The sequence below is a fragment of the uncultured Mailhella sp. genome (assembly GCF_944324615.1).
Classification (GTDB): domain Bacteria; phylum Desulfobacterota; class Desulfovibrionia; order Desulfovibrionales; family Desulfovibrionaceae; genus Mailhella.
In genome coordinates, this window is record NZ_CALUWY010000032.1 from 13,975 (window position 1) to 27,327 (window position 13,353).

The 13,353-nt window shown below is 60.6% G+C and carries 11 protein-coding genes; 6 read left to right on the top strand and 5 right to left on the bottom strand.

Features of this window, described 5'->3' with window-relative positions:
• The first annotated feature begins 1 nt into the window (after position 1).
• Positions 2-151, top strand: a complete 150-nt coding sequence (locus tag Q0K07_RS08120) for a hypothetical protein (protein WP_294558346.1) — start codon at positions 2-4, stop codon at positions 149-151.
• A 60-nt stretch (positions 152-211) separates the two neighbouring features.
• Positions 212-691, top strand: a complete 480-nt coding sequence (locus Q0K07_RS08125) for a CYTH domain-containing protein (protein ID WP_294558347.1) — start codon at positions 212-214, stop codon at positions 689-691.
• A gap of 341 nt (positions 692-1,032) precedes the next feature.
• Here the strand turns inward: Q0K07_RS08125 and Q0K07_RS08130 are convergent, their stop codons facing one another.
• The 5 genes from Q0K07_RS08130 to Q0K07_RS08150 all read right to left on the bottom strand — a co-directional run bounded on the left by Q0K07_RS08130 (position 1,033) and on the right by Q0K07_RS08150 (position 8,162).
• Complete coding sequence (locus Q0K07_RS08130) at positions 1,033-2,319, bottom strand: ATP-dependent 6-phosphofructokinase (RefSeq protein WP_294558348.1); 1,287 nt, start codon at positions 2,317-2,319, stop codon at positions 1,033-1,035.
• A 212-nt stretch (positions 2,320-2,531) separates the two neighbouring features.
• Positions 2,532-2,864: a ribosome-associated translation inhibitor RaiA gene (raiA, locus tag Q0K07_RS08135; RefSeq protein ID WP_077071697.1), complete on the bottom strand. Its 333-nt coding sequence runs from the start codon at positions 2,862-2,864 to the stop codon at positions 2,532-2,534.
• Positions 2,865-3,029: 165 nt separating this feature from the next.
• A complete protein-coding gene (gene plsY, locus Q0K07_RS08140; RefSeq protein ID WP_294558349.1) occupies positions 3,030-3,632 on the bottom strand; it encodes a glycerol-3-phosphate 1-O-acyltransferase PlsY in 603 nt (200 codons plus the stop codon).
• Between the two features lie 84 nt (positions 3,633-3,716).
• Positions 3,717-6,002 carry a dolichyl-phosphate-mannose--protein mannosyltransferase gene (locus tag Q0K07_RS08145; RefSeq protein ID WP_294558350.1) on the bottom strand — a complete coding sequence of 762 codons (2,286 nt, stop codon included), beginning with the start codon at positions 6,000-6,002 and terminating at the stop codon, positions 3,717-3,719.
• Positions 6,003-6,170: 168 nt separating this feature from the next.
• Positions 6,171-8,162 carry a hypothetical protein gene (locus Q0K07_RS08150; protein ID WP_294558351.1) on the bottom strand — a complete coding sequence of 664 codons (1,992 nt, stop codon included), beginning with the start codon at positions 8,160-8,162 and terminating at the stop codon, positions 6,171-6,173.
• A gap of 221 nt (positions 8,163-8,383) precedes the next feature.
• Here Q0K07_RS08150 and Q0K07_RS08155 point away from each other — a divergent pair, with 221 nt between their 5' ends.
• The 4 genes from Q0K07_RS08155 to Q0K07_RS08170 form a co-directional block, all read left to right on the top strand.
• Positions 8,384-8,560: an HTH domain-containing protein gene (locus Q0K07_RS08155; RefSeq protein WP_294558352.1), complete on the top strand. Its 177-nt coding sequence runs from the start codon at positions 8,384-8,386 to the stop codon at positions 8,558-8,560.
• Positions 8,561-9,236: 676 nt separating this feature from the next.
• A complete protein-coding gene (gene dctP / locus Q0K07_RS08160; RefSeq protein ID WP_294558353.1) occupies positions 9,237-10,313 on the top strand; it encodes a TRAP transporter substrate-binding protein DctP in 1,077 nt (358 codons plus the stop codon).
• A gap of 577 nt (positions 10,314-10,890) precedes the next feature.
• A complete protein-coding gene (locus Q0K07_RS08165; protein ID WP_294558354.1) occupies positions 10,891-11,964 on the top strand; it encodes a TRAP transporter substrate-binding protein in 1,074 nt (357 codons plus the stop codon).
• A 121-nt stretch (positions 11,965-12,085) separates the two neighbouring features.
• A partial coding sequence (locus Q0K07_RS08170) for a TRAP transporter large permease subunit (RefSeq protein ID WP_294558355.1) occupies positions 12,086-13,353 on the top strand: 1,268 nt, incomplete at its 3' end.

Here is a 13,353-nt window from a genome sequence, read left to right on the forward strand (position 1 = left end):
TATGTCTCATGACAGTATCGGCCATTCCGCCGCTCTTCGCAAGAAGCAAATGGAGCGCACGGCAGGCGTGGTCCGGCAGGCTTTGGCAGCAGAAGATGACGGGATCCGGGGAAAGGGCGGTGGAAACGGATGTTTTCAGGAAGAAGGCTGAGGTATATTCCCGTCATGCGGTGATGCCGCAAAAGATGACATTCATGCAAAGGAGTGCGTCATGGGTAAGGAAATAGAACGGAAGTTTCTTGTCATCGGCGAGGCATGGCGTGGGCTTGCACAGGGAACATTATACCGTCAGGGCTATCTGAACAGCGCAAAGGAGCGCACCGTTCGTGTCCGTACCGTGGGAGACAGGGCGTTTCTCACCATCAAAGGCCTCACCGTCGGCGCCTCCCGCGTGGAATATGAGTATGAAATTCCCTTTGAGGATGGCAACTTCCTTCTTGATAACCTTGCAGAGAAGCCGATCATCGAAAAGAAACGCTACAGGATTCCGCAGGGGAAGTTCGTATGGGAAATTGATGAGTTCTTCGGGGAGAATCAGGGGCTGATCGTGGCGGAAATCGAGCTGGAGAGCGAAGACGAGGCCTTCGACAGGCCGGAATGGGCAGGGCAGGAAGTCACCGGCGATCCCCGCTATTTCAATTCCAACCTCATCAGGCATCCTTACACCCGATGGCAGAACAATCCGTCGTGACGGTCTTTGCCGGAAATGGGTCCACAGCTGTCGGCCGCCCGTCGTTCCCCGTAAAAATCAGCGGTGGCGCAGGGCCTGCATGAAACTGCCCTGTTCTGCCCGGGAAGAAGAGTACCGCCCCCTTGGTTCCGCCTGCCGCGGAATTTTCCCGGATACTGCGGTTGCCGGGGCATGAGCGTGTTTCTGCCTGACGGACGGATGCCGGGGCGCGGGCAGAAAGTGTCCGGAAGGGGCGCGGTTTGGGGTGCGGGAAACGCGCTTTTTTCAGAAGGCGCGGGGCATGAAAAAAGCCCCCGCAGAATGCGGGGGCTTCTGACCGGAAGGATTCGCTCAGGCAATGCCTAGGCGAGGCGCTGGCCCGTGGTGGCGATGACGGAACGCCAGTAGTTGGACTTGATGTCTATCTGGCGGCGGCGGCGCGTGACGAGCTGCAGCGGCAGGTGAACGAAGCGGTCCATGAGGCGGGCCACCACCATGTTGGTCTTGCCGGCCATGGCCGCGTGCACGGCGTTTCTGCCGAGAAGGCCGCAGTAGACCCTGTCGTTGGTGTTGGCGGGCACGGAACGCACGATGTAGCTCGGGTCGATGTACTTGACGGTGACGTCCATGTCCTTGGTAGAGAAATAATTCTTGATGGCCTTCTGGAGGAAGAGGCCGATGTCGCCGAGCACGCGGTTGCCGGAAGCGTCGGTCTTGCCGCTTGCGGTGAGCAGGTCCTGCCCCGCGCCTTCGGCCGCGACGATGACGGCGTGGGAGCGGTTGCGCAGGCGTTCTTCCAGAGCGGGAAGCAGGCCGCCCTCGCCTTCCAGCTTGAAGGGCACTTCGGGCACGAGCACGAAGTTGACGATGTTCAGCGAAAGCGTGGCCTGGGCGGCGATGAAGCCGGATTCACGGCCCATGAGTTTGACCAGACCTACGCCGTAGGGCGCGCCGATGGCTTCGGTATGGGCGCAGCGCAAAGAAGAGGTGGCCACGTCCACGGCGGTATCGAAGCCGAAGGACTTGGGCACGAAGTTGATGTCGTTGTCGATGGTCTTGGGGATACCGATGACGGAGGTGTGCAGGTTGCGGCGGAAGATTTCTTCCTGAATGGCAGAAGCGGCCTTCATGGTGCCGTCGCCGCCGATGATGTACAGGATGTTGACGTTCATGCGCTCCAGGGCATCCACGATTTCCTCGGCGCTCTGCGGGCCGCGGGAGGAGCCGAGAATGGTTCCGCCGAAGGTGTGGATTTCCGAGACATTGCGCGGAGTCAGCTCCATGATGTCGTGATGATATTTGGGAATGAAGCCTTCCAGGCCGTAGCGGATGCCGAGAATGGAGCGTACGCCGTAGCCGTAGTAGGATTCCAGCACCACGGCGCGGATGACGTCGTTGAGGCCGGGGCAGAGACCGCCGCAGGTGACGATGGCGGCTCTGGTCTTGCCGGGATCATAGTAAACATGCTGGCGGGGGCCTGCCTGCTCGATGGAAACGGGAGCGCCTTCAAGGCCCTGAACGTCTTCGCCGCCGTGTTCGGCGTCAAGATAAAAAGGAACGGGAGTATCGTCGACATAAGGGCCTATGGCCGGATTGTCTATTTTGGCCTTGCCGACCGTCATGATGCGCGTATCTATTTCGTGACTCATTTGAAGCCTCCAAAATCATAGAGCGGAAAAGATACTTTTTTTGACTTCGCTTGTCACGCAAAAAATTTTGAGCCGGGAGAAGGGAACGATCCGGAAAAGATGCAGGAAGATGCGTCGTATCTTCGCCTCCGGCAGGGCGCGCTGAAGCTGTGCGACAAAAAAAGAGCCTCCGGCAGGAACCGGAGGCTGTGTTCAGAAGGAAGCGGAAGGGCCTATTCGTCGGCTTCTCCCAGAGAGTTCACCATGGTGTCGCGGTTGATCTGACTGCGGCGTTCACTGGCCTTGCGCAGCTGCTGACCGATGCGGTCGTTGCACAGGTCGATGGCAGCATACATGTCGTCGTTCTTTTCACTGGCGGCGAAGTTCAGATCCTGCCCGGTGAGCAGAAGATCGACTTTCGGCCTGTTGCTTTCCATGGAAAGGGTGACCAGAAGTTTGGCCGCCTCGTCGCCGACCATGCGGTCTATTTTCTGGAAACGCTTGAGAGCGTAGTTCTTCAGGGGGTCGGAAGGGGTGAGATTACGGAAAACAACTTCGATCTGCATAAGCAATTCCTTCCCCGGCCAGGCCGGGAGCGGGGTGGCCCCGCGTTCATGGGACGCAAAGACATCGGACCATGGGGTCTTTTGCTCTTAAAAAACAACCTAGCATAGAAGATGATGAAGGTCCAGTATTACCGCAGTTGCAATGCACAGGTTTTTTTATGAATTTCAGTTCTTTTTTCCTGCAAGGAATTTGCTTTCCTCGCCTCTCATGAGGCGGCCGATGTTGGCGCGATGCGCCCAGATTATCATGGCGCAGAGGATGAGGGCGAGGGGCACGAGGTCGAAGCGGCCGAACAGCGCATAGAACACCACAAGAGATACGGACATGACCATGGAGCCCAGGGAGACATAGCGCGTAACGGCGATGACGGCCACGCAGCAGAGCACGGCGCACAGAAGCGGCCAGAAGGCCAGGGGCAGCAGCGCGCCGATGGTGGTGGCCACGCCCTTGCCGCCGCGGAAGCCGAGGAAGGGCGATTTCACATGTCCGGCCACCGCCGCCAGGGCAACGACGCTCTGCATGTAGGGTGAAGGCAGAAGATACACGGCCAGCAGCACGGGCAGCAGGCCCTTCATGATGTCGCAGAACAGCGTGAGTATGCCCCAGGGCAGGCCGCAGAGGCGGGCGACGTTGGTGGAGCCTATGTTGCCGCTTCCCGCCTTGCGCGGGTCTATGCCCTTGAAGGTTTTGGCGATGACCAGCCCGAAGGGGACGGCGCCGAGAAAGAAGGCCAGAGCGACACAGAAAAGAAGGGCGAGATAACTCATAACGATATGTCCGGGTTGAGGTTCTGCCGGTGGGAAAAAAACATGCCCGGCGCAACGGAGCGTCACGCCGGGCATGGGACCTGCTTATTGTGCGGGGGCTGGAGCCGGAGCAGCCGGAGCGGCGGCCGGAGCTTCTGCCTGTGCAGCGGATGCGGCCGGGGCTTCGGTCTGTGCAGCGGGTGCGGCGGCCGCAGCTTCTGCGGGAGCAGAGGCGGCTTCGGGGGCCTTTTCAGGAGCCGCTGCGGGGGCAGGCGCGGCCTCGGCAGGAGCCGGTTCCGCGGCAGGTTCCGCGGCCTGCGCAGGCGCTTCTGCAGCCGGGGCCGGTTCTGCGGCGGGAGCGGCGGCACTGAAGGCCACCACCACATAGGGCTTGTGCACCATCCACGCGGTGAGTATCACTTCCGCGCCGGCGGGCTTCTGCGTCCAGGCGTCCCAGTCGGCCTTGGGCATGGCCATGACGGCCCTCGGATGTTCCTTCAGCCAGGCATCCCGGGCTTCGGGCGTGGCGAGGTCGGGCACGGAAAGGCGCTTTCCTTCGGGAGCCAGAATTTCATTGAGGTGCCAGGCATAGGCTCCGGGGTAGACGTGGAACGCGGCCGGGGCGCAGCCTTCCTTCACCTTGGCGGCCATGGCGGCGGCCTGTGCGCGGGGGCTCAGGATCTTGTCCATGGAGGGGGCCACGAAGAAGTGATACGGCTGGAGCATGACGATCATGCCGACGGCCGTGACGAGCATGGCGCCGCCGGGCAGGGAAAGCCGGGTGAAGAAGAGCAGTACCACGGCGAGCAGCACGAGGATGCCGCCCATGTACATGGTGCCGTCAAGGGCGTTCAGCCAGGGGTCGATCATGGCCGGGACGGGCGGCAGGAATCCGCCGATGTAGGGGCGGAGCAGCGGGAAGACGTCCACCAGCACGAGGGCGAGACCGAGGAGCGCCAGAAGGGTGGAAACAAGGCTGAAGAAGCAGCGGCTGCGCCCGGGGGAAAGACGGAGCAGGGATCGGCCGGTGAGCACGGCGAGGGGAGCGAGCAGTGGCAGGGCATAGACGGCCATCTTGGCCTGCACGCAGGAGAGCATGGCCGCGCCGGAGAAGAACCATATCCACAGCCAGCTGGAACCGCCGTTTTCCCTGCGGCTCTTCCATGCGGCGGGAATGCCGCGCAATGCGGCGAACCAGTTCACGAAAAGGATGATGAGCACCCAGGGCGCCCAGATGATCGGAATGGCGGCCAGATAGTACCACCACGGTTCGGCGTGATGTCCGCCTTCGAGCACGCGGCCGGCAAGCTGCGTACCCAGCATGTCGCGCAGGTAGTCCTGATGGCCTTCAAGGTAGAGCATGCCGAGCCAGGCGGCGATGACAAGGAGCATGAGCAGGAAGCCGGGCAGGCCGTCGCGCCCGTTCAGGCGGCCGGGAGTGCCGCGCCAGAACAGGAAAAGAATGCTGGCGGCCACGGCAAAGGCGATGCCGAGGGGACTCTTGATAAGGGTGGCCACACCCATGAGCAAAAAGCCCGCCGTCAGCCAGAACGGCGCAAAAGGCTTGATCCAGCCGCGGTACAGGCAGGTCATGCCCAGCGTGACCACGGCGGCGAAGAGAAGATCCATGCGGGGGTAGCAGGCCGCGCCGCTGATGTAGAGGCAGCTCAAGGCGACCAGACCGGCGGCGAAGGCAACGCACCTGTCATGACCCGTGCCGCGCGCAAGCAGCCAGATGGAGCCGATGAACAGCGCGTGGGAAATGGCCACGGCCAGGAAGAAGACCATGGGCACGGTGATGCCCGGAATCATGGAGAGCGCTTCCATGAACCAGAAATACAGCGGCGGCTTGTCGGGGTAGGGCAGGCCGTTCATGGTGAGCATGAGCCAGTCGCCGTTTTTGAGGTTCATGAAGGCGTCGGCGAGGCGCACTTCATCGGAGAACCACAGGTCGCGCACCTGCCATACTTCAAGGAAGGTCATGGCGGCGGCAAGCACGATGAGCAGAGGCAGGCCTGCGTAGGAGAGCACGTCGAAGAGTTTTGCGGCGGGGCCGGAAGGCGGGGGCGGCGGCGTTTCCGGGGCAGGCTTTGCGGAGAATTTTTTGCGGACGACCTTGCGCTTCTTCACGGGCTTGGCAAGTTCCAGCGGCGTATCCTGCGGAGCATCGGCCTGCTGTGGCGCTTCCTCTCCGGCGTTTCCGGAGGGCTGCTCCTTTTCCGCTGCGGCGTCTTCTTCCTTTACTTCCTGTGCGGGGGCGTCAGCCTGCGGCGGCGTGCCGGAGGCCTCTGTTTCCTGAACGGGGGCTTCCTGTTCCTGAGCGGGGGGAGTGTCGTTACCTGCGGAAAACTTTTCCTTGTCCTGTTCTGTGCGTTCTATCTTTTCGTCCATGGCGGGCTCCGCTGAGGTTCATAAAAAGGTCTTCAAACATGTCGACAAGTGTGGGAAGTATCCCAAAATATCCCGAACGGCGCAAGCCCCGTACCGTATTCCGGGCTATTTTTCATGCATTTTTATGTGAAACGGATGTTTTTTTTCAGTCGGGCCGCGGAATATGTCTCATTGCAACAGTACGACCCGCCAGCCCCAGGGGGGGAGCGTCATGCTTTCTGCCGCAACGGGAGCTTCCGAAAGAAGGTCGCTCCGTGAGGAAGCCCTGCTCCAGAGCGGAAAATCGGCAAAGAAGGTCACGCTTTCTGCGGAAACATTGCCGAAGAAGACCAGAGTTCCGCCGGAAGGCAGCGTGCTTGCCGCAATGAGGACGCTTTTTTCCCTGCAGTCGGGCACCTGAACGAGGGTTCCCAGGGCTATGCCGCATTTTTCCCGGGCGGAAAGCATGGTCTTCAGCGTCTGCTGCACGTCGGCTTCGGCAGACCGGTACAGGGCGATTCCGGAGGGCAGTCCCCGGCGGCTTGAAGGCACGGCGTCCAGCTGCCAGAGCGGCGGCGTGGCGGGCCAGTCCTCCCCCTGCGGCAGGCCGCCCGAAAGATCGGAACCGGAGAGCATGAGCAGCCCGGGCAGGAAGGCCCGCACCGCTATCTGAAGCATGTGGGCATCCCTCACTGCGGGGAGAAGCGCGCTTTCCGGTCTTTTGCCGGGGGGGACGCCCGCAGCCATGGCCGCAAGGGTGGGAGCGTTGAGGCGCGGTTCCTTGGATCCGTCCGCCGGGAGCAGCAGGCGTTCCCAGCCTTCGGGCATGAGGGGAAGAAGCGTTCGTGCAGAGGGGCGGGGCAGGCCGTCCGCCGTGCCGCGCCACAGGGCGCGGTGATCAATGCCGAGGCGCAGGGAGCGGCGCAGGCTCCGCTTCACGGGCAGGGCGTTCTGTTCCAGCAGGGATTGTTCCAGCGCAGGGAAAAGAACGCTGTCGAAGCAGAAATCCGGCCCGGAACGCTGAAGAAGGGCAAGCTTTTCCATGGGCAGGGCGTCTTCCAGGAGCAGGGCCGCGCCGTAGCGGTGGGCGTTGCGTGCGAGGGTTCGCACGGCCGAGAGACCGGGTTCCAGCTCTTCGCCGGGAACGGAGTCGGAAGAAAGGGCGTCCAGTCCCATCCATGCCGCTGCCCGCAGGCCGACGAGAACCTGATGGAGAAGTCCCGCCTGCCGTATGAGCCCCGCCTCCATGATGCGCCGCGCCGCACCGGAAGGATCGTCCCAGTGCAGAACGGGCCTTGCCGGCTGTTCCGCCCAGCGGTATATCCAGCGCCTTTTCATGCCGTCCACCCCGGTGACGGGGCCTGTGGCAGCCCAGCCCCGGGGCATGGGCAGAAAGCCGGGAGCATCCTGCACCAGCGCGGGCGCCATGACGCCGCGCGCGGCAAGGGCCGCCGTCTGCGCGGGAGAAAGGGCGGCCTGTTCATGCTCCTTCACCTCGGGAAGGAGCGGCCAGAGTTCACCGGGCACTTCCGCCATGGCATAGAGGCCGGGGTAGTCCCGCACGGAACGCAGGGCAAGAAAGAAATCCGGCCCCATGCCGGTATGCGCGGGAGGAAGTTCGCCTCCGGGCGGCAGTTCCGCGCCGGAAAGGGCGGCGAGCAGCGCTTCGTATTCTTCATCCTTTCCCACCGTCCGGCCGAAGGAAAGGCCGGTGGCGTCCTCCCCCAGCCCTGTGCCCGGAGAATGCCCCGCCCACTCGTCTCCGGTGTCGGCCGTGCCGGAAAAGTACACGCCCTGTATGCCGAGACCCGCAAGGCGGGCGGGCAGGCCTTTTTCCTTGAACACGGAGAGAAAGGACCGGTCTCCGGACCACGCCGTCAGCACGGGAGAGGCGCGGAACCAGGTTCTCACGCCCTCCGGTAGCAGCGATTCGCGGGAGTTTCGCCGCCAGCTCAGGGAAGAGCCGCTGACAATGGAGGTAAGCTCCGAGGCCCGGCGCAGCCCCGCCTGCTCCTCAAGCCACTGGATGTACACCGGACTCGCTCTGCCCGGCTTTTCGGAAACCGGTGTGGCCGGAGCGCAGGAAAGGAGCAGGGCAAGGGCCGACAACGAGCAGAAAAGGGAAAGAAAGCGTTTCATCATGGTCTTATCGGCGCCGTGTGCCGGGCTTTTTCTGAGCATGCGGCATCCATGACTCTTCCGCGCGGCGGCTGTTCGCCCCGCCGGGGGAGGGCTCCTCCGCCGTTTCCGGGCAGGACCCGAACAGGGCTGCCGTCCGGCCGGGGAAGGCATGGATGAAAAAATAATCAGGAATGGTTCTTAATAATTCTTGCCTTTTGTCCGGGAAGAAGATACAAGCAGGTCCAGGCGCAGGGAATGCGCCGGACAAAAAGGAGATTAGCATGGAAGAACAGGTTCTCAAAGCCATGAAGGAAGCGGGCAAGCCCGTCCGCCCCGGTGATATCGCCAAGGCTCTCGGTGTGGATTCCAAGGAAGTGTCCAAGGCCTGCGCCGAACTGAAGAAGGCCGGCAAGATCTATTCCCCCAAGCGCTGCTACTACGAGCCTGTGGCGGAATAGCTTCCTGCCCTGCATTCTGTGAAAAACCGGCCTCTGAGCCGGTTTTTTTGTGCCCTTTTCACGGGAAGCGCCGCAGGAAGAGCCGTGGATTTCCTCTCGCAGCGCAGGGAAAAGAAAAAAACAGGAATAATTCCTGATAATGGAATCATCCATTGTGCTGCGGAAAGGCGGCGTTTTCTCCCTGCGGGTTCCGGGTCAGGCGGGGAAGCGCCTGTACGCGAAGCTTTCCGTCCTGCAGAGGAAGGCTGGCGGAATCGCGGCATACTCTGGCATGCGCACGCCTCCGGGCATGTCCCGTTGCCGGGTGTTTTCCGGCAGAGGGGGCTTCTTTGTTCCGGCACGGCAGAGCCGGAGGGCCGTGAAGGGCTGCTCAGGGAAGGAAAAAGCACAGCCGGGGAGGCGATCCGGCGCATGGCGGAAAAATTGTGATTAAAAGGACAATAAAAAGTCCACCTTTTTCTCTTCCACGGGAAGAACAAGGTCCCGTCCGCGACCTTCGGCAATGCTCCTTGCGCGCTTTTTTTGCCGGAAAACCAAGGGAGACAGCGTCATGAGGTTTTTTTTGTTGACGGAGCCCTGTATTCCTTACTATATAAAGCATTATATGAGAAAAGGCCTGTGAAGGCTTTTTCCGCCTTTCAAGATAAGGTAATTTTTTCACAAAAGGAGCCTGCACATGTTGAAGAAATTCGGAGCAGTGGCCATGGTTCTCGCCCTGGGCGGCATGCTGGCCTTTTCCGGTACCGCCATGGCGGCCAAGGGGTTCAGGCATCTGTCCTTCATGGGCGGCTACATGGAAAAGCACCCCACCGTGGTCAATGTGTTCGTTCCTTTCATGAAGGCGGCGGAAGAGAAGTTCGACGGCAAGCTTTCCTTTGACTATTTCTCCACCAACGCCCTGTATCCGGAATCGGAATCCTTCTCTGCCGTCACCGACGGCCGTGTGGACATCGGCGAAGTGCGTCCTCCGCTTTTCCCCGGCAAGATGAACCTGCTGGGTGTGGTGGCGCTTCCCGGCATGTGCCCCAACGCCATTGTGGGCAGCCTTGTGGCGGAGGAGCTCATCCAGAAGTTTCAGGCCGTGCGCGATGAATTTCCTCCGAATTCCGTGCACTTCACATCCTGGGCCTCGGCCGCGTATCAGATCCATTCCCTGCAGCCCATCCGCAATGCCGAAGAGCTGAAGGACAAGAAGATCATCGCCTGGGATGCCACCACGCTGGAATTCGTGAAGGCTCTCGGGGCCAATCCCATCCGCATGAGTTCGCCCGATACCTACCTCGCCCTGTCCAAGGGCATGGCCGACGGCGTGCTCTGCCCCCTGGCTCCTCTCCGCTCCTACAAGATCACCGAAGCCACCAGGCATCACCTTATCCTCAATCTGGGCGTCAACACCTTCTCGCTGGAGGCGAACAAGGACCTGTGGGATTCCATGCCTGAGGACATGCGCGCCTGGCTCACGCAGGAAGGCGGCCTCAAGATGGCCGAGGCCTGCGGCAAGTCTCTGGAAGACGGCGCCAAGGAAGATACCGCATGGATGGAAAAGCAGGGGCATAAGTTCTATTATCTCAATGATGAGGAACGTGCGGCCATTCTCGCGCCGCTGGCCCGGTTCACCGAAATCTGGCAGACGGAGGAATGCGGCGGCATGGATCCCAAGCTCGTCGAGGAAGTGCTGAAGTTCGCCCGTGAACGCAGCAGCTATTATACGGAACAGGTCCGCGCGGGCGCTTTCGGCGACTACAAGATATAATCCGGCAGGGGCGGTTTTCCGTGCGGGGAAACCGCCCCCTCCCGGCGGAGTTGCGGGCACGCCGGGGCCGCAACTCCGGCAGAAAAGTGTGTTCAGGCCGCAGGCGGCCGGGGCGTTCCCTTTCTGAGAGGCCGGAGGCTTCGGAACATTGCGGAAAGCCGTGTCTGACGCCGGGGAAGTGCCGGGAGGCACAAGCCCTGTGCGGCAGGGGGCCTCCGGAGGGCAGGGCGCTTCTGCCAGAAATCGCGGAAGCTGTTTCGAGCTTTTTCTGCAACAGCGTATTTTTTCACATCTTTTCAGGGTGTTGCCGCATCCTTTGCGGCGGAGAAAGACATTTTTCAGGGCTGATCCGGAGGCAAACGCCGCATTTTTACGCTTTTTCCTTCCGGGAAGTTTTTCGGAAACGATATTTTTAAGGTAATGATTTCCTCACATTAGGGCATGGAAAACTTTTTTCCTATTGACTTAAGGTTGATATTTATTTTACTAGAACTCTAATGAATGAGGCTTTGAAGCTGTTCTTCGGAACGGCTTTCGGCAGATATAAGGACAATTTTCACATTACAAGGAGTCGGACATGTTGAAAAAATTTGGAGTTCTGGCAGTTGCTCTCGCCGTGGGCGGAATGCTGGCCCTGTCGGGCACGGCCATGGCCGCCAAGGGATTCAAACATCTGTCCTTCATGGGCAGCTACCTTGAAAAGCATCCCACGGTGGTGAACTACTGGGAACCCTACTTCAAGGCCACCGACGAGAAGTTCGGCGGCAAGCTGACCTTTGACTATTTTTCCACCAACTCCCTGTATCCTGAATCCGAAGCGCCTCAGGCCATCACCGACGGCCGCGTGGACTTCGGCGTGCTTCGTCCTTCCGTGTATCCCGGCAAGTACAATCTGCTGAACGTCGTGGCCATTCCCGGCATGTGCCCCAATGCCATCGTGGGTTCTCTGGTGCTTGAGGACATCATTCAGAAGTTCCCCGAAGCCCGTGCCGAACTGCCCGCCAACAGCGAACACTTCACCTCCTGGGCTTCCGCCGCATATCAGCTGCATACCCTGAAGCCCGTGAAGACCATGGACGACCTCAAGGGCAAGAAGATCATCGTGTGGGACGCCGTGGCTCTGGAACTCGTGAAGGCCCTCGGTGCCAACCCCATCCGCATGAGCTCTCCCGACACCTACCTTGCCCTGTCCAAGGGCATGGGTGACGGCGTCATCTGCCCCCTCGCTCCCCTCAAGTCCTACAAGATCACCGAAGCCACCAAGTACCATCTGATGCTCAACATCATGGTGCAGGCCTTCACCATGGAAGCCAACAAGGACCTGTGGGACTCCATGCCCAAGGACATGCAGACCTACCTCAAGCAGACCGGCGGCATGGCCATGGCTCTCGGCGTGGGCAAGTCTCTGGAAGACGGTGCCAAGGAAGACACCGCCTGGATGGAATCCCAGGGACATACCTTCTTCTATCTCACCGATGAAGAACGCGCTCCCTTCCTTGCTCCTCTCGGCCACTTCGTCGAAGAGTGGAAGGTGTCCTGCGAAGGTGAAAAGCCTGAAGTCATCGACGCCGTCTACAAGTATGCTCAGGAACGTTCCAAGTTCTATACCGAAGAGATGAGAGCCGGCAAGTACGGCGACTACAAGATGTAAGACATGCCGGGAGGGGGATCTGGGGTCTCCCTCCCGTGCCTCATCCTGCGGTAGTGTTTTCTGGCGTACTCTTTCCCGTGCGGTTCGCCCGGGGGGCGGATCGTGAAAAGCCGAGGTCTCCATGGCAGAACAACTTTCCCTTTCTCCCGCTTTGCAGAGCATCCATAATTTTCTTGAAAAATTCACTTCCAAGGTGAGCTGGCTGAGCTATGTGGCCATGGCCATCCTGCCTGTGCTCATTACCGTGGACGTATGCTGTCGTCTGTTCGGTTTCAGCGTGCCCGGCTCTCTGGAATTGCAGGAAAATCTTCTGGCGCTTACCACGTTCTCCTTTATGGCCGTGCTTCAGCTGCACGACCGCCATATGATGATCGACTTCATCTATGAGCGTATGTCCAAGGGGATGCAGCGCTGGTGCGACATGACGGTGTCCTCCCTGGTCCTCGGCATCATGGTTCTGCTTACCTTTGAAAGCTATGATGCGTTTCTGAGTAAGTTTGGCACGCAGTCCATGGAACTCTATGTACCGCTGGAGTTCTATTACTGGATGCCCGTGGTGGGCCTCTGCCTCACGGCCATAGTGGCGCTGTTCCAGTTCCTGCGCGATGCCGTCAAGTGCATCGGCACGGGCCACTACATTCCCTTCGTCCTCGGTGTGGCCTTCGCCTTCGCGCTTGCCTACCTGCCTTTCTGGTATCGTGAAAGCCCCTACGAAATTTCCAATCTTTTCCTCGGCCTCATCGCGTTCGGCCTGCTCTTCCTCTTCCTGTTCATCCGCATGCCCATAGCCTGGGCCATGAGCATCATCGGCGCCATGGGCATGGTGGCCATTTCCCGCAACGTGGTCGCCGCTCTGGCTGCCGTGGGCACCACGCCTTACGCCGCTGCCGCCAACTACAACCTTGTGGCCCTGCCGCTCTTCGTGCTCATGGGCTGCATGATCCTTTACTCCGGCATTTCCGTCGACCTCTTCAACTCCGCCAACAAGTGGATAGGCCACATGCCCGGCGGCATGGGCATGGCCGGCGTTGCGGGCTGCACGGGCTTTGCGGCCGTGTGCGGCGACTCGCTCTCCACCGCCGTGACCATGGGTTCCGTGTCCCTGCCTGAAATGATGCGCCTCAAGTATTCGCCTTCCCTGGCCACGGGCGCTCTGGCCGCAGGCGGCACACTGGGCATTCTTATTCCGCCGAGCTCCGGCTTCATCATCTACGGTATCGTGACGGAAGTTTCCATCGGCCGCCTGTTCATGGCCGGCCTGGTGCCCGGCATCCTGCTGGCCCTCATGTTCATGGCCTACATCTATTACATGGCCGTGCGTCATCCTGAACTCGCTCCCCGCGGTCCCAAGTACACCCTGGCGGAGAAGATTCAGTCCTCCATGGGCCT